Genomic DNA, 16,131 nt, shown 5'->3' with positions numbered 1-16,131 from the left:
TGTGAATTTTGAATTCTGTTTATTCACCATTTCTCCTTTATCATAGAAAATTAAGATAGGCTGCAATTTTATCTAAAAGAATCTTATAAAGTCAAGTGGAAAGAAAGAATTTTAAACAAAAGGTAAATGAAAATTTTGCACAGATTGTCTAATGCCCTCATATAGGACGATTCCAACGCTTGTGGCGAGATTTAAACTGCGAGCATTATTTTGCATTGGAATTGTGTAGCAATATGAAGCATGCGCGCTTAGAATCTCTTGAGAAAGTCCAGCATCTTCGCGCCCAAAATGCAGATATGCACCTGTTTGCATAGGGGCGGTATAATAGGGAGTGGTTGTTTTGGTTGTCAAAAAGAAATGTGGCAAGGGGCTTTGCGTGTGTGTGTCAAAAAAATCTTGTGTGCTTGCGTATTCATAGACTTTTAAATGTTCCCAATAATCCATTCCAGCGCGTTTTAGCTCCTTTTGTGTGAGACTAAAGCCTAAAGGGTGGATTAAATGTAAAGTTGTATTGCTTGCAAAACAAAGTCTGCCGATATTTCCTGTATTTTGCGGAATACGCGGCTGATGTAAAACAATATGGAATCGCAAACTTATCCTTCTATATTTAATGGGGAAGATTTTTTGGAATCTTTTTTTGCGGAATCTTTTGGGGTTGTTTTGCTAGGATTTGGAATCTCATCTTGAAAAAGTGCGGAATCTTGCAAAATATCTTTTTGGGTTTCTTGAAATGTGGATTTTGGATAATGCTTCGCACCTTGTAAAAGTGCTTTTAAGATTATTGCGATTGCTTGGGTGTTGCGCTTGCAAAATTGCGTTAATTGATATTTCATAATATCTTGTGCAATATGCGCGGAATCGTGGTGTTTTTGTGTGGTTTGCATAACTTCTCCAATAAGGAGAAATTATAGCAAAATTTTTTAGAATTTATTGTGCTTTTTTTGTAAGTTCCATACGAGCTGCTTTGCGTTTTTGCGCTTTTTCAAAGCGGCGTTTTTCTTCTTCTGTTTTTGGCTCTAGTGGTGGCACTTTGGTAGGTTTGCCATCATTATCAACACACACCATATTAAAATACGCACTATTTGTGTGCATTACGGTGCGCTTTTGGATATCTTCTGCGATGACTTTGATTCCTACTTCAAGCGAGCTGTTTCCTGTGTAATTCACAGAAGCTAGAAAGGTTACAAGAGAGCCTACTTCGATAGGATATTTGAAATTTACACTATCGACTGAAAGTGTAACGCAATATCTACCACAATAGCGAGAAGCACAAGCATAAGCAACTTGGTCTAGGAGCTTTAGCAAATCTCCACCATGCACGCGTCCTTTGAAGTTTGCAACTGCAGGAGTCATCAAAATCGACATTGTTAGAGATTTAATATCAAAGACATTTTCAAAACTATTCATTTTAGGATTCCTTATTTTATGGATTTGGATATATATTAGCATTTTTTTGTAGTGGATTTTGCAAAAAGTGATTAAAATTTTTAACTTTTTAATAAGTTGTTACATTTTTACGAGAATTGGTATAATTTGTAAAATTTATTTTGCGATTCTTATATTCAAAGGTTTTTTAATGCGTGTTGTTATTACCGGTGGTGGCACTGGGGGGCATTTGAGTGTTGCGAAAGCGTTTTTGTATGCGTTTAGTGCTAGGGGATATTCTTGTATTTTCATAGGTTCTAGCAGTGGGCAAGATAAAGCGTATTTTGAAAAAGAAGAAAAATTTGCTCAAAAATGGTTTTTAGAAACAAGCGGGGTTGTCAATAAACGCGGAATCGGGTTTTTAAAGGCATTATGGCAACAAGGGCGTGCTTTTAAAAAAGCTTATGGAATCATAAAAGAGTTTAAGCCTGATTTTGTGCTTTCTGTGGGTGGATATTCTGCTGCACCAGCTGCTTTTGGGGCAAGCGCGCTTAGGATTCCGCTTATTATCCACGAACAAAATGCAGCGATTGGGCGTTTAAATAGGATTTTAAAACCCAAAGCAAAGATATTTTTCTCTTCGTATTTAGAGAGTTCGCCGATTAAATTTTATCCTGTAATGGAAGTCTTTTTCACAAAAGCTAGAGTAAGAAGTGCGGTTAAGACTTTGCTTTTTATGGGTGGCTCGCAAGGTGCAAGGGCGATAAATAATTTTGCGCTAAGTTCTTTAAACGTGCTTAAAGAGCGTGGAATCAAGGTTTTTCATCAATGCGGAAACAAAGACTTAGTGCGCGTGGTGAGTGAATATGCAAATGAAGGGTTAAAGGTTGGAATCTTAAAAGAGTCTCTAAAAGTTTGGCAAGATTCCACAGAATCGCAAATAATAGATAGAGTGGAATTTGTAGAGTTAGGAGAGTTTAGCGGTGTCGATGTGGTGGTTTTTGGCTTTAGTAAAATGATGGCTGAAATTTATGCACTTTGTGATTTTGCTGTGTGTCGTGCTGGAGCTAGCTCGCTATGGGAATTATGCGCTAATGGGCTTCCTGCACTTTTTGTCCCTTATCCTTATGCGGCTTCTAATCATCAATATTACAATGCAAAGTTTATCGAAGAAAAAGGGCTCGGGTTTTTGTGTTTGGAGCAAGATTTATTTTGTGAGGTTTTGTGGGATAGTTTAGAGCTTCTTGAAAGCAGAATCGCACAAGTTAGCGCAGATTTACAAAAAGAATGCGCAAGTAATGCAGTGGATTTAATGTGTGATGTTATAGAGCAAAAAATCGCTCTATAAATCTAATAAACTATAAATTGGGGTGTGCTTTTGCATTTCTTTTGCGCCATGTAAATCTTGGAGATTAATAATAAAACAAGATTCTATACATTGCGCACCCGCTTGTTTGATGAGTTTCGCTCCTGCAAGTGCAGTGCCACCTGTGGCAATAAGGTCGTCAATAAGTAAAACACTTGGAATCTCTTTTTGCGTGCCTTTAAAAGCGTCTATATGGATTTCAATCTCACTAAAACCATATTCTAGCGTGTATTTTTCGGCAATCGTAGTGTAAGGGAGTTTGCCTTTTTTGCGGATTGGAACAAAACCGATGTTTAACGCATATGCTAAAGCAGCACCAAAGATAAAACCTCGACTTTCAATGCCTGCAATAAAATCTAAATTGTAACTTTCATAACGTTTTTTTAGATGATTGATTGTAAAGCTAAAGGCTTCTTTGTTGTTGATTAATGTCGTAATATCACGAAATATAACTCCGGGCTGTGGATAATCGTTTATAACGCGGATAGAATTTAGTAGAAACTCTTTTTCTTCAGGTTTTAGCATTTAAGATTCCTTTGTTAAAAAATAAATTCTACACTATTTGCCATACAAATGCACTTAAAAATCCTAAAAATAAAAATGGCACAAAAGGAATAATGGGATTTTTGCGCCCTAAAAATACGCGCATTAGGAGAATGAAAAATAAGGCATAAAGTGCTGCTAGAAAAATCGCTAAAGCTCCGTAAAATGCACCCAAAGCGCAACCTATTGTGCCAAAAAGTAACAAATCTCCCTCCCCTAGTGTTTCTTTTTTTGCTAAAAAACTCACAAATAGCCTTAGAAGCGTGGCAAATCCGATAAAGCTTAAGCAAACAATGCAAGGGATTAGGATTTCATCATAATAAGAGAATGCAAAGGTTAAAGCAAAGGCGAGTGTTAGAAAATTTAAAGAATCTGGAATCGCTAGAAAATGCGTATCAATTACACTTAGTGTGTAAAATAGAAGCACCAAAAAGAAAAGTGTAAGCGCGCTAATGGTCGCAAAAAAATAAACATAGCAAAATACTGCAAGGATTCCACCAAATAACTCGCTTAAAAGATAAAAAGGTGGAATCTTGGCACTGCAATAACGGCATTTTGCGTGATTTAAAATATAACTGCATAAAGGAATCTTATCGCGCCATTTTAAAGGTGTCTTACACTCTGGACAAAAAGAGTTTGGGAGAAAAATACTAAGATTGCGCGGAATCCTATAGATTAAAACATTCACAAACGCGCCAAAACTGATTCCAAAAGCAAAGATTAAAAAAAGGGTTAAAACTTCCATTTATTCTTCTTTTTGCTAAAATTTTAACCAAAAAAGGTAATGTATGCAAAAGCGTGTTGGAATCTTTGGAGGTTCGTTTGACCCTCCGCATAATGGGCATTTAGCTATTATCAAAAATGCAATTATACAATTAAAACTTGATACGCTTTTTGTTGTTCCTAATTTTTTAAGCCCTTTTAAAGACGCATTTTATTTCACTCCAAATCTGCGTTTAGGGTGGTTAGAGCAATTAAAAAAAAGTTTTGAAAATGAAAATTGCACGCTTATTGTGCTAGATTTTGAAGTGCGTCAAAATGCACCAACACCAACTTTTAAAACATTAAGATACATTCAAGATTCCTATGATTTTGGGGAAAATGCGCTGTATTTTTTGCTTCTTGGGGCGGATAATGTAGAATCCCTGCCAAAATGGGAGCAATATTCTTGGCTAGAAAAGAATGTAGAATTTGTTATAATTCCACGCAATGGCTACACAATCCCCAAAAATTATAGAGTATTGGAGTTTCAAGAGATTCTAATTAGCTCGACACAATTACGTAAAATGCTAGAAAATGGGGAAGGTGTGGCACTAAAAGATTGGATTCCTAATAGCATTTTAGAATCCGTAATAAAGGAAGCAAATTGCAAGAAGATAGAAAAGCATTCACGCAAGAAATCTGTCAAATTTTAGAAGATAAAAAAGCGGAAAATATTGAAGTTTTTGACCTTAGCCAAACAGATTATTTTGTGGATTATGTTGTGATTGCAACAGCACTTATCGACCGCCATGCATTAGCACTTTTAGACGCGCTGAAAAAACCGCTTAAAGAAAAGGGAGAGAGTTTTTTTCAGATTGATGATGAGAATCCAGATTGGATTGTGGCGGATTTGGGCGATGTGATTGTGCATATTTTTACAGAAAATCAACGCAAAAAATTTAATTTAGAAGAGTTTTTGCAAAAACTTCTTAAAGAAAGGAGAATCGCTAATGTATAATGCGCTCAATGCAGAAGAACAAAGAGTTCTTTTACACAAAGGCACAGAAGCACCTTTTAGCGGAGAATATGAAAATTTCTTTGAAAAAGGGGTGTATGTCTGCAAGCAATGCAACGCTCCGCTTTTCACTTCGGAGAGCAAGTTTCATAGTGGTTGTGGGTGGCCTAGCTTTGATGAAAGTATTAAAGGTGCAATCAAAGAACAATTAGACGCTGATGGTAGGCGCACAGAAATTCTTTGTGCAAACTGCGGTGGGCATCTTGGGCATGTTTTTTTAGGAGAGGGATTTACAGAAAAAAACACGCGCCATTGTGTAAATTCTGTTGCTTTGATTTTTAAGGGTGAAAAATCCTCTTAAAAATTATTGTAATATTTTATAATTTTAACATAATAAATACTATATAATCTCGGTTTTTTAAAGGAGAATGCTATCGAGCCGTTACTTATAATCATCTGTGTCTTGGCAATGGCTGTTATATCTGGAATCGTGCTTAATCGCTTAAAGATTCCTGCAATTATTGGATATATCGTTACAGGAACACTCACAACTTATATTTTTGGATTCCGCTTAGAAGATTCTGTGGATTTAAACGAAGCTGCCGAACTTGGAATCGTGTTTTTGATGTTTATGATTGGACTAGATTTTAGCTTCAAAAAAATCACACAAATGCGACAAGAAGTCTTGCTTTTTGGCGGATTGCAGATTGGAATCTCTATTGCAGCATTTTTTGCAATTTGTTATCTTTTATTACGCTTTGATTTTAACACTTCTGTTATCATTGCAAGTGCGGTAAGTCTCTCATCAACAGCGATTGTGCTAAAGCATCTTAATGAAACAAATCAAACAAGAACGCCTTATGGTGCGGCTTCTGTTGGGATTTTAGTTTTTCAAGATATTGCTGTGATTCCTATTTTGCTCATTATTAAACTCTTAAGCGATACGAGTTTGAGTATGGGAGCAATGCTCTTAAGCACAGGGTTATCCGCTTTAGTAGTGCTTTTGCTATTAATTTTACCCGGTCGTTTTCTAGCAAGAATCGTTCTACGCTCTAGTGCAAAAATGAAAACTGATGAAATTTTTGTAGGAACGGTGTTTTTGATTGTTCTAGGCTCTGCATATTTGAGCAAATATTTCGGATTCTCCTTATCGCTTGGGGCATTCTTAGCAGGAATGATTGTTTCTAATTCTCCTTTTAAATATCAAGTAGCAAGTGTCTTGGTGTATTTTAGAGATTTATTGCTTGGAGTATTTTTTATCACCATTGGAATGCAAGTTGATGTAATCTTTGCGGCAAAATATTTTATCATTGTGCTAATTTTATGTGCTTTGATGATTTTAACAAAAACGCTTATAATGTTTGCCTTTTTGAGCTTATTTAGAGGTGCTAAGGTTGGTATGCGTATTGCGCTCTCTCTTTCACAAATTGGAGAGTTTTCTTTTGCGATTTTCTTGCTTGCAAGCCAACATAAGATTCTAAATTTAAAATTAGATGGCGGAATCTTAAGTGCGATTTTTGGGCAAGAGTTTTTAGCCACAATTTCACCGCAAGAAATTTATCAATTCCTAACTTTAATGGTGATTTTCTCAATGGTTGCTACACCTTTTATTTTGGAATGTTTAGATAGTTGCACAGAGTTTATGCTAAGACTACTTAGGATTCCAACACAAGCGCAACCAAAAGACGGCTCATTTAGCACATCACAGGAAGAAACTTTTAATGATGTTGTTGTGTGTGGATATGGATTGCTTGGAAAAAAGGTTTTAAAATTTTTAGAGAATTGCAACTTCAACACTCTTGTGATTGATTCTAATTATGACCGCGTAAAAAATGCGCAAAAAGAAGGGGTTAATATCATTTATGGAAATATCACTGACAAAATGATATTCAGAGAAATTGAAGTGCAAAACTCCACAGTGGTAATTTTGTGTGTGGAATCTGCAAATACAATCACACAAGCTTGCCACCATATTATGGATATTTCACATCGCGTTAGAATCATCGCACAAACTGATGATGACAGCTTAGAAGAAATGCTAAAAGGAATGGGCTTATATGGTGTAATAAATAGCCAACAAGAAAGCGCGGTGATTCTCTCTAATCTCGCTCTAAAGGCTATTGAAGAACAAGAAGATGCACTAGGAAAAGATAAAGAAGAATCTGAAGAATAAATCTAGCTAAAAAAACATTTTTTTAAACATTATGCTCAATACGATTGCATACATAATCAGTAATGTAACTTTGTGTTTTTTCGCGTCAATTTTAGAAAGCATAAAGATTCCAATCCTTACGCCAATCAAAGAGGCGATTCCAACAATAATCCCTTCTTTAAAACTTGCATAACCATGCAATGCTAAAGAAGAAAAACCAGATACTGAAGAAAAAATCACAAAAAATAAGGATAGTGGAATAATTTGCTTGCTACTATATCCTAAATAATACGCCAAAAGTGGTGCTAACATCATACCGCCACCAATACCAAGAGAAATCGCAAACACACCAACAACACAGCCGCAAAGCACTAAAAATATTTTTGACGCTACGCCCTCCCCTATGCGCTTTTCTCCGCCATAAGCACTTGCTTTAAAAAGTTTTATGAAAGAATACATAATAAAAAGACTAAAAATAATTTCTAGTGTTTTTGAAGCAACATTATCAATAATCACTCCACTAAAAGAAGCACCAATCAACCCACCAATACCAACATAAATTCCGTCTTTTACATTCAAAAGCTTGCGTTTATAATTCACATAAGAACCATACACAGAAGAAAAAATCATCTGCATAATAGAGATTCCAATCGCAATTTTAATATCATGCCCTAACATCATCACTAAAGGAACTAAAATAGCTCCCCCTCCAATCCCAAAGAATCCCGCTAAGATTCCTGTTAGGATTCCAATGCTAAAAAGTGCAATACTATAAAAAGGTTCAGAAATTAGGAGTTCCATAAATTTTCCTTATGTGAAATACATACGAATTTTAAGGAAAATTCTACCAAAACAACCTCATAAACTCAAAAATTTTCAAAGTTAAACTTACAAAAAGTATGTTAGAATTTAGGCAATGGAGTAAAAAATGGATAAACAAATCAAAATCACACATTTTGTTAAAGTTGCTGGTTGAGCGGGCAAAGTAGGTCTGGAAGACCTCTCACATCTTGCAAGCACATTACACAACAATGCAGATTCTAATATTTTAGTCGATTTTAAGGGCAATGAAGACGCTGGAGTTTATCGTCTAAGCCCTACATTAGCACTTGTGCAAACAGCAGATTTTATTACCCCTGTGGTCAATGACCCCTTTGCTTATGGACAAATCGCGGCAGCAAATGCTCTAAGTGATGTTTATGCGATGGGTGGCTCTGTAACTTGCGCACTTAATTTAATGCTATGGGATATGTGCAGAATCCCGCAAGATTATGCGCACGCTATTTTAGAAGGTGGATTATCTAAAATCAAAGAAGCAGGAGGTGCGCTTGTTGGCGGACATACAATTGCCGATGATGAGCAAAAATATGGCTTAAGCGTCAGCGGGATTATTCACCCTGATAAAATTTGGCGCAACAATGGGGGAAAAGTCGGCGATGCGCTAATTCTCACAAAACCCATTGGTATGGGAGTTTTAACCACAGCTCTAAAAGCAAATCTCTTAGATGTTAAACTACAAGAAAACATCTCTAAGATTATGGCAACGCTTAATCGCAAAGCCTGTGAGATTGCAAGCAAATTTGAAATTCACGCTTGCACAGATATTACAGGATTCGGGCTTTTGGGACATTTAAGCGAAATGCTAAATCCAAATATCAATATCCGCTTGAATGGTAATGCGATTCCACTTGTCCAAGAAGCGATTTCTTTTGCGCAAGATGGAATTATTCCGGGTGGAAGTTGTGGAAATGAAAAAGCAACACAACATTTGTGTAAATTTAATCTCTCCAAAACTTCAAAATTTTATGGATTAGAAATTCTGCTTTTTGATGCGCAAACTTCTGGAGGGCTTGTATTTGCGCTTGATAAAACACAAGCACAAATTTTATGCAAAGCTCTGCAAGATAATGGCATAGAATCTGCACAAATTATCGGAGAAATTGAGCCTTATAGCACACAAAATTCTGCTAGAATTTTTATAGAATAACCTTATATGATTCTTAAAAACTTGCCAAAAAGAAGTGAGTTTATGTATAATCAGGGAATTTTAATTTAGGATTTTACAATGCAAATTCGCGTATTTTATGAAGATACAGATTGTGGTGGAATCGTATATCACGCAAATTATTTAAAATTTTGTGAAAGAGCGCGTTCTGAAGTTTTTTTTAATGCAGGGATTCCACCTTTACAAAATGGTATAGGGTTTGTCGTCAAAGATATGCAAATTGAGTTTTTGTATCCTGCAAAACTTGGCGACTTATTAGAAGTGCAAACACAATGTATTGCTTTTAAAAACGCTTCAGTGCAACTTCTGCAAACCATTTGCCTACAAAACACACAAAAAGAAATTTTTAAAGCACGATTGACGCTTGTTTGTATGGATTCTAACACACAAAAAATTACAAAGATTCCAGCTTGGGCGGAGAAAATTTTTCATACACTTTAAAGGATTTTTATGCAAGAAACTACGGCTCATCGTCAAATTCAATACCCTTGCATTTGGCATTATCGCATTATTGGATTTGATAAAGATACATTGCGTTTAGCTGCATTAGAAAATATCAACAAAGAGTTTATTCACACACCCGGAAAAGAAAGCAGTGGTGGCAAATACCACAGCATTAATCTTGAAATTGAAGTAGAAAGTCAAGAAGAAAGGGATTTGATTTTTCAAGCATTACAAAAAGATTCTAGGATAAAATTTGTTTTATAGATTTTTCTTCTTTATATTTCTTGCAAATTTTGCTTTCGCAAATCCAAAAATTGCAACACAATGCCTTTTGCAACACTATCCGCATTTCAAAGATAATTGGGAGATTGCAAGTATTTCTACACCTAAAAATATAGCACAATACAATCTCGCATTAGAATCTTCCAAACTTGCAGATTCCTTTGCTTATCCTTATCCTCTAAAATCTTATGCAATGGAATCCTATAAAGACAGCACGCGCATTAGAGATTACGCGTTCCTTAAAAGTATTTATGGCGATAGTAAAGCAAATGTGGAATCGCATTTAAAACCACTGCAATGGCTAGATGGAACAACACTTTTATTTAATACACAAAATGGAGCGTATGAAGCATTATTGCGCACAAAATTGCGCTTAGAAAAACTTTTAAAAACAAATCCACTTTTTATGCAATATCTAAAAAATATCGGCGGGACGTATAAATGGCGTAAAATTTCAGGGACAAACCGCCTAAGCCCGCATAGTTTTGGAATCGCTATGGATATTAATGTCGCGCAATCACGCTATTGGTTGTGGGATTTAAAACACAAAGCCTTTCAACAAAATATTCCAATGATTCCGCAAGTTATTATCCAAGCATTTGAAGAAGAAGGCTTTATTTGGGGTGGGCGTTGGTGGCATTATGATACGATGCACTTTGAATATCGTCCAGAGATTCTCTGCTATGCAAAGAAAGTCAAAACCCTAAAGCCTTAATGCAAATTCTAATGCACAATGCGCATTTGGCTCAGGAGATTGCAAAATTTCCGCATTTTGAAGCAATTTTTGTGCAGCTTTTTTAGTGCTTGCGCCAATGCAGATAGCAATATAACTACAATCCCAAACAAAATTTAACAAAAATGCCTCAATATGCGATGGGGCACTAAATAAAATCATAGAACCTCTTTGTAATTTTGGTGGATTTTCTAAAAGATTTGGGGTATTTTCATATAAAATTGCTTCTTGTAAAGCAATTCCATTTTCTCTTAAAATTTTTGGAATCTCTGAAGCAATTTTTTTTGCGCGTAAAAATAAGGGTTTTTTGCCTTGCAAAAGAGTCATTAATTCTTGCGCAAAAATTTCTCCATAAGCACGTGTGGCGATAAATTCTGCTTGCATTCCAAGTTCTTTTAACGCATTTGCGCTACCTTGCCCTATGACAAAATTTGGCAAACTCTTCCAACGCTCTTTTAATGCATTGCTCTGCTCTAAGGATTCTAAATTTTCATTTAAAGCATAAATTGCATTTTTAGAAGTAAAAATTAAGCTATCACATTGTTGAAGTTGTGTCCCTATATTTGAAACAAACTGCGTTTGCAATGTGATTAAAGGGAGAATCGCAACATCTTTTGTAATCGGCAAATGCGCCAAATTTGGATTTGTTTTTGTGATATAATAGACCATTTTTTATTCTAGCAAATTTTCAATAATAAGGGCGTAAAATGTATATTAAAAACAAAAGTTTAGCACAACCCATAGCACTAAACACGCTAGATACAAAAGATTTTATTAGTATTGATTTGCGCTCAAGAGGATATTTTTTAATCAGCCACATCAAAGATGCTCTTAATATAGAATCCTTACAGCGCATAGCACTTATAGCAAAAGAAAATCCTGATAAAAAGATTCTACTTTATTGCCACAGCGGAGCAACAGCAGCAGATTTTGGCTCACAGCTTGTTTCTATGGGATTAAACAATATTTATTATATTGACGCGAATTATTTTGCACTAAAAAAACATAATATTGCTTTAGAAGGCGAAGGGATAGAGAGGAATTAAGCAAATTTTTGTTAGAATTTTGCGTTTAACTTAATTTAAATGGGCAGATAGAGAGTGGAAGAATTATTTACACAATGGTTACAAGAATACGGCTATATTATCTTGTTTATTTGGAGCACTTTAGAGGGCGAGCTTGGACTAATTATGGCTGGGATTATGTGCCACACTGGGCATATGACAATTCCTATTGCGATTTTCGTTGCTGGGCTTGGCGGATTTGTTGGAGACCAAGTGTATTTCTACATAGGACGCTACAATAAGCAATTCATTTACAAAAAATTACAAACGCAACGTAGAAAATTTGCCCTTGCACATTTGCTCTTGCAACGTTATGGCTGGCCAATTATTTTTGTGCAACGCTATCTCTATGGAATGCGCACTGTCATTCCAATGAGCATTGGTGTTACAAGATATAGCGCAAAAACCTTTGCTTTTATTAATTTTATTAGCGCACTTGTTTGGGCTGCAATCACCATTATTCTAGCCTATTATTTTGGAGAAGAATTACTCGCCATAGTGCATTATGCAAAAGAGCACTATTATGTTGCAATTCCATTTGCAGTTTTTTTGGGTGGTGGAATCTATTATTATTTACACAAAGTTACACAAAAAGTTGAAAAAAAGATAATGGGAGATTAAAATGAAAATTCTAGTAAGTGATAAAAAAAGTGATTTAGAAATCCTTTTGATTTTTGACAAAAAATTGCCAAAAAATCTCACAAAAGAACAAAAAGATGCACTTGCACTAAGGGATTATAAAGGTGAAGGTTGCTGTTTTATTGGAGGGCAATTTTTCATAGGAATTGATAGCCATACCTATCCTTTCCCTAATGCTGTGCGTGATGCGGTTGCTAATGCGATTCCAAGTATAAAAAAACTCAAAATTTCTTCTGCAAGCCTTAGTGTGGATAGCTTACAAATTGCCAAAGAAGTGTGCGAAGGATTTCTACTTGGAAACTACACTTTTGAGACTTTTAAAAGCAAAAAAGTAAAAAGCTCTCTAAAAGAAATTCATCTCCACGCACCAAAACTTGATACCACTGCACTAAAAGCAGTTATCGAAAAAGCAGAACACCTTAGCACAAGCATTAACCACACGCGCGAACTTATTAATACTCCCCCTGCAATTGCAACACCAAAATATATTGCAGAAGTCGCTAAAAAAAGAGCGAAAAAAGTTGGAATCTCTTGTGAAATTTATGACAAAAAATTCTTAAAACAAGAACAAATGCACGCATTTTTAGCAGTCGCAAAAGCAAGCGCAAATGCTCCTTATTTAGTGCATTTAACCTACCTGCCGAAGGTTGGTAAAGGCAAAAAACTACCTAAATTTGTCCTTGTTGGAAAAGGCTTAACTTATGATTCTGGAGGGCTTAGCTTAAAGCCGGGTGATTATATGACAACAATGAAAGCTGACAAAAGCGGAGCTTGCGCTGTGCTTGGAATCTTAGAAGCTGTCGCTAAACTTAACTTACAAGCTGAAATACACGGAATCTTAGGGCTAGCAGAAAATATGATTGGGGGAGATGCGTATAAACCTGATGATATTTTAATTGCACGCAATCAAAAAAGCATAGAAGTGCGCAATACTGATGCGGAGGGACGTTTAGTATTAGCAGATTGCTTAAGCTATGCAAGTGATTTAAAGCCTGATTTTTTGTTAGACCTTGCTACACTAACTGGTGCTTGTGTCGTAGCACTTGGAGATTATAGCACCGGTGTTATGGGATACAATACAAAACTAGCAGAAGAATTTAACAGAGCTGCATTTAATGCTGGGGAACTTAGCGTAACATTGCCTTTTAATCCCTATTTGCGCAAACTTTTTAACTCCGAAGTCGCAGATTTATGCAATATTCCCTCTAGTCGCTATGGAAGTGCAATTAGTGCAGGAATGTTTTTGGGAGAATTTGTAGAAGAATCTCTGCAACAAAAATGGCTACATTTAGATATTGCAGGACCAGCTTATGTGGAAAAAGCTTGGGGGGTTAATCCCTTTGGAGCAACAGGGGCTGGAGTGCGCGCTGTTGTAGAATTTATCACAAGCAAAATAAAATAAAGGATTTTTATGGGTTTATCCATCGGTATTGTAGGGCTTCCAAATGTCGGAAAATCTACAACTTTTAACGCATTAACCAAAACACAAAACGCACAATCTGCAAATTATCCTTTTTGCACTATTGAACCCAATAAAGCTATTGTTCCCGTTCCTGATGCACGTCTTGATGCTTTGGCTAAAATTGTTAATCCACAAAAAATCCAACATTCAGTAGTAGAATTTGTAGATATTGCTGGGCTTGTTAAAGGTGCGAGCAAAGGAGAAGGGCTAGGCAATCAGTTTTTAGCAAACATTAAAGAAACAGAAGTCATATTGCATATTGTGCGCTGTTTTGAAGATTCTAATATTACACATGTTGAAGGCAGTATTAATCCTTTACGTGATGTAGAGATTATAGAAACAGAACTACTCATTGCAGATATGCAAACTCTTCAAAAACGCATAGAAAGACTAACTAAAACTGCAAAAAGTGGAGTGGATAAGGAAGCAAAAGCACAATTAGAGATTACACAAAATTTGCTCAAACATATTGAAGCAGGCAATCCTGTGCGCACATTTAATGATAAAGCAAATGATTATTTTCTTTTACTTGATAAAGAATTGCGCTTTTTAACCAATAAAGATATTATTTATGGCGCAAATGTCGATGAAGAAGGCTTGAGTGAGGATAATACTTTTGTAACTGCACTTAAAGAATATGCCACAAAACAAAATGCGGAAGTGATTAAACTCTGCTCAAAAATTGAAGAAGAATTAGTAGGATTAAGCGATACAGAAGCAGCAGAATTTTTAGAGGCGTTAGGTGTGCAAGAAAGTGGTTTAGATGCAATAATCCGACTAGGATTCAAAAAACTTGGACTTATTAGCTACTTTACAGCAGGAGTTAAAGAAGTGCGCGCATGGACAATCCACAAAGGCGATAAAGCCCCTATTGCAGCTGGAGTTATTCATAAAGATTTTGAAAAAGGATTTATTCGTGCTGAAGTGATTGCCTATGATGCCTTTATTCAATATGGTGGAGAAACAAAGGCAAAAGAGGCAGGCGCAATGCGTGTAGAAGGCAAGGATTATATTGTGCAAGATGGCGACATCATGCACTTTAGATTCAATGTATAAAATTCCGCATTAATGCAAAGCGGAATTTAACTCTATTTTACGATTAGAGCGAAATGCTATCATTTCTCCTGTTTTTGCATTTTGTCTAAAATGCACTCCATTTTTACCTGATAAATCTCTTCCTTTATAAACCCCACTCTCTTTAATCTCAAAGCCCGGATTAATTTCTGCAAGTTTTCTTGCTTCTTCTTCTGAAATCTTAAACACAGTTCCAGCAAGCACTGCGATTCCACCATCTACAATACAACCATCACCCAAAGAAATTCCTGTTGAACTATTTACTCCCAAAAGACAATTTTTGCCAATACTAATAGGGTCGCTATTGCCGCCGCTTAATACGCCTAAAATACTAGCACCACCGCCAACATCACTACCTTCACCCACAATAACACTCGAGCTAATACGTCCTTCATTCATACAAGCACCCATTGCACCTGCGTTAAAATTCACATAACTAGCACCCGGCATTTGCGTATAACCACCTGTCCCTAGATATGCACCAAAGCGTGTTTTTGCAGTATCAAGCAAGCGGATATTGTCATATTGCGGAATCACTTGCATTAAATAACGTGGGAATTTATCCACAAAATCAATTGCTGGAAACTCTCCGCGCATTTTTAGTGCAATTTCATTTTCTCTTAACCAATCAAGCTCATAAGGCACATTACCACTCCAAGCAACATTGCTTAGCAACCCAAAGATTCCATCTAAATACAAACTTCTAAGCGGTGCTTTGCCAAGAGAAAGTGCAAGTAGCTTCATATACGCAGACTCTACACTCTTGCATTGCGCATCTTGATAAATCGCACAAAATCTATAACGAAAATCTCCATTTTCTGTATAGATTCTATCTTCTTGTAAAGCACGTTGTAATTCTAACACGACTGCAACATTTTTATGCGCATTAACATTAGCCTGCGCTTCTGCAATATAAGGAGAAAAATCTTCTAATGCCTTTAGCACAAATTCTTCTGTGATTCCAAGCACCAATTCACTTTCACTATCTTCTAGCACCTCACATTCCTCGCGCAATGAAGAAAAAATTGCATAACTTCCAAAATTTTCTCCCCAATTTAGCACAGGATAAGTTGCTTGTAAAACTTTATTACTTATTACACCAACATCAACAAAACAAATCCCAAACCCAATAGGTTTTTTATAATTTGCTCGACTTTGGATTGTTTCAACTTTAGTTTTAAATTCTGCTTGATTCATAAAATCTCCTTTATAAAATATTTTAGATTATAGCCAAATTTATATAATTTTTTAAAAACTTAAATTTTATTTTTACATAATAAGATTT

21 protein-coding genes are annotated in these 16,131 nt (G+C 35.9%); 13 read left to right on the top strand and 8 right to left on the bottom strand.

All coding sequences use genetic code 11. The annotated features are described in order from the left end of the window. Window positions 1-111: 111 nt before the first annotated feature. The 3 genes from LS70_RS04650 to LS70_RS04640 are packed head-to-tail and all read right to left on the bottom strand — an operon-like array spanning window position 112 to window position 1,407. The gene (locus tag LS70_RS04650) at window positions 112-591 is read right to left on the bottom strand and encodes a tRNA (cytidine(34)-2'-O)-methyltransferase (protein ID WP_034288064.1); all 480 of its coding nucleotides are present in this window, start codon (window positions 589-591) and stop codon (window positions 112-114) included. 2 nt (window positions 592-593) lie between these two features. Further along, the gene (locus tag LS70_RS04645; protein WP_034288067.1) at window positions 594-884 is read right to left on the bottom strand and encodes a hypothetical protein; all 291 of its coding nucleotides are present in this window, start codon (window positions 882-884) and stop codon (window positions 594-596) included. Window positions 885-927: 43 nt separating this feature from the next. Next, entirely contained in the window at window positions 928-1,407 is a 480-nt protein-coding gene (locus LS70_RS04640; RefSeq protein WP_034288070.1) for an acyl-CoA thioesterase, read from the bottom strand. A gap of 169 nt (window positions 1,408-1,576) precedes the next feature. Here LS70_RS04640 and LS70_RS04635 point away from each other — a divergent pair, with 169 nt between their 5' ends. Further along, the gene (locus LS70_RS04635; protein ID WP_034288073.1) at window positions 1,577-2,713 is read left to right on the top strand and encodes a UDP-N-acetylglucosamine--N-acetylmuramyl-(pentapeptide) pyrophosphoryl-undecaprenol N-acetylglucosamine transferase; all 1,137 of its coding nucleotides are present in this window, start codon (window positions 1,577-1,579) and stop codon (window positions 2,711-2,713) included. On the opposite strand, the gene LS70_RS04630 is transcribed toward LS70_RS04635, so the two are convergent. Further along, on the bottom strand, window positions 2,708-3,256 hold the full coding sequence (locus LS70_RS04630) for an adenine phosphoribosyltransferase (RefSeq protein ID WP_034288076.1): 549 nt from the start codon (window positions 3,254-3,256) through the stop codon (window positions 2,708-2,710). The two genes, LS70_RS04635 and LS70_RS04630, sit on opposite strands and share 6 nt — an antisense overlap. Before the next feature lie 28 nt (window positions 3,257-3,284). Then, window positions 3,285-4,019: a prepilin peptidase gene (locus LS70_RS04625; RefSeq protein ID WP_034288081.1), complete on the bottom strand. Its 735-nt coding sequence runs from the start codon at window positions 4,017-4,019 to the stop codon at window positions 3,285-3,287. A 43-nt stretch (window positions 4,020-4,062) separates the two neighbouring features. Between LS70_RS04625 and nadD the strand changes: the two genes are divergently transcribed. The 4 genes from nadD (at window position 4,063) to LS70_RS04605 (ending at window position 7,164) form a co-directional block, all read left to right on the top strand. Beyond that, entirely contained in the window at window positions 4,063-4,689 is a 627-nt protein-coding gene (gene nadD / locus LS70_RS04620; RefSeq protein ID WP_034288085.1) for a nicotinate (nicotinamide) nucleotide adenylyltransferase, read from the top strand. Then, window positions 4,641-4,994 (top strand): ribosome silencing factor, encoded by a 354-nt coding sequence (rsfS, locus tag LS70_RS04615; protein WP_034288088.1) that lies wholly within the window; start codon window positions 4,641-4,643, stop codon window positions 4,992-4,994. Before nadD ends, rsfS begins: the two co-directional genes overlap by 49 nt. Beyond that, the gene (locus LS70_RS04610) at window positions 4,987-5,352 is read left to right on the top strand and encodes a methionine-R-sulfoxide reductase (RefSeq protein ID WP_034288090.1); all 366 of its coding nucleotides are present in this window, start codon (window positions 4,987-4,989) and stop codon (window positions 5,350-5,352) included. The genes rsfS and LS70_RS04610 overlap by 8 nt, the downstream gene beginning before the upstream one ends. A gap of 108 nt (window positions 5,353-5,460) precedes the next feature. After that, window positions 5,461-7,164, top strand: a complete 1,704-nt coding sequence (locus tag LS70_RS04605; RefSeq protein ID WP_138109353.1) for a cation:proton antiporter domain-containing protein — start codon at window positions 5,461-5,463, stop codon at window positions 7,162-7,164. Between the two features lie 6 nt (window positions 7,165-7,170). Here LS70_RS04605 and LS70_RS04600 read toward each other — a convergent pair whose 3' ends face one another. After that, window positions 7,171-7,944 (bottom strand): sulfite exporter TauE/SafE family protein, encoded by a 774-nt coding sequence (locus tag LS70_RS04600; RefSeq protein ID WP_034288093.1) that lies wholly within the window; start codon window positions 7,942-7,944, stop codon window positions 7,171-7,173. A 190-nt stretch (window positions 7,945-8,134) separates the two neighbouring features. On the opposite strand from LS70_RS04600, the gene selD reads away from it, so the two are divergent. The 4 genes from selD to LS70_RS04580 all read left to right on the top strand — a co-directional run bounded on the left by selD (window position 8,135) and on the right by LS70_RS04580 (window position 10,589). After that, window positions 8,135-9,130, top strand: coding sequence for a selenide, water dikinase SelD (gene selD / locus LS70_RS04595; RefSeq protein ID WP_052083329.1), 996 nt, complete (start codon window positions 8,135-8,137; stop codon window positions 9,128-9,130). A 78-nt stretch (window positions 9,131-9,208) separates the two neighbouring features. Then, on the top strand, window positions 9,209-9,589 hold the full coding sequence (locus LS70_RS04590) for a YbgC/FadM family acyl-CoA thioesterase (protein WP_034288099.1): 381 nt from the start codon (window positions 9,209-9,211) through the stop codon (window positions 9,587-9,589). 9 nt (window positions 9,590-9,598) lie between these two features. Beyond that, entirely contained in the window at window positions 9,599-9,856 is a 258-nt protein-coding gene (locus LS70_RS04585; protein ID WP_034288102.1) for an HP0495 family protein, read from the top strand. Next, window positions 9,846-10,589, top strand: coding sequence for a M15 family metallopeptidase (locus LS70_RS04580; protein WP_138109352.1), 744 nt, complete (start codon window positions 9,846-9,848; stop codon window positions 10,587-10,589). Before LS70_RS04585 ends, LS70_RS04580 begins: the two co-directional genes overlap by 11 nt. Here LS70_RS04580 and LS70_RS04575 read toward each other — a convergent pair. Next, window positions 10,578-11,276 carry a uroporphyrinogen-III synthase gene (locus LS70_RS04575; RefSeq protein WP_034288105.1) on the bottom strand — a complete coding sequence of 233 codons (699 nt, stop codon included), beginning with the start codon at window positions 11,274-11,276 and terminating at the stop codon, window positions 10,578-10,580. The genes LS70_RS04580 and LS70_RS04575 overlap by 12 nt on opposite strands. Before the next feature lie 38 nt (window positions 11,277-11,314). Here LS70_RS04575 and LS70_RS04570 point away from each other — a divergent pair, with 38 nt between their 5' ends. Genes LS70_RS04570 through ychF form a run of 4 tightly spaced genes read left to right on the top strand, consistent with a single transcriptional unit; the run spans window position 11,315 to window position 14,828 of the window. After that, window positions 11,315-11,653, top strand: coding sequence for a rhodanese-like domain-containing protein (locus LS70_RS04570; RefSeq protein WP_034288108.1), 339 nt, complete (start codon window positions 11,315-11,317; stop codon window positions 11,651-11,653). Window positions 11,654-11,707: 54 nt separating this feature from the next. Continuing rightward, window positions 11,708-12,292 (top strand): DedA family protein, encoded by a 585-nt coding sequence (locus LS70_RS04565; protein ID WP_034288112.1) that lies wholly within the window; start codon window positions 11,708-11,710, stop codon window positions 12,290-12,292. 1 nt (window position 12,293) lies between these two features. After that, a complete protein-coding gene (locus tag LS70_RS04560; protein WP_034288115.1) occupies window positions 12,294-13,712 on the top strand; it encodes a leucyl aminopeptidase in 1,419 nt (472 codons plus the stop codon). A 9-nt stretch (window positions 13,713-13,721) separates the two neighbouring features. Next, on the top strand, window positions 13,722-14,828 hold the full coding sequence (gene ychF / locus LS70_RS04555; RefSeq protein ID WP_034288118.1) for a redox-regulated ATPase YchF: 1,107 nt from the start codon (window positions 13,722-13,724) through the stop codon (window positions 14,826-14,828). Window positions 14,829-14,837: 9 nt separating this feature from the next. Here the strand turns inward: ychF and LS70_RS04550 are convergent, their stop codons facing one another. Next, window positions 14,838-16,043, bottom strand: coding sequence for a 2,3,4,5-tetrahydropyridine-2,6-carboxylate N-succinyltransferase (locus LS70_RS04550; protein ID WP_034288121.1), 1,206 nt, complete (start codon window positions 16,041-16,043; stop codon window positions 14,838-14,840). Window positions 16,044-16,131: the final 88 nt, after the last annotated feature.

Source organism: Helicobacter sp. MIT 11-5569, assembly GCF_000765695.2.
Taxonomy (GTDB): Bacteria; Campylobacterota; Campylobacteria; order Campylobacterales; family Helicobacteraceae; genus Helicobacter_D.
This window is presented reverse-complemented; position numbering and strand designations above follow the sequence as displayed.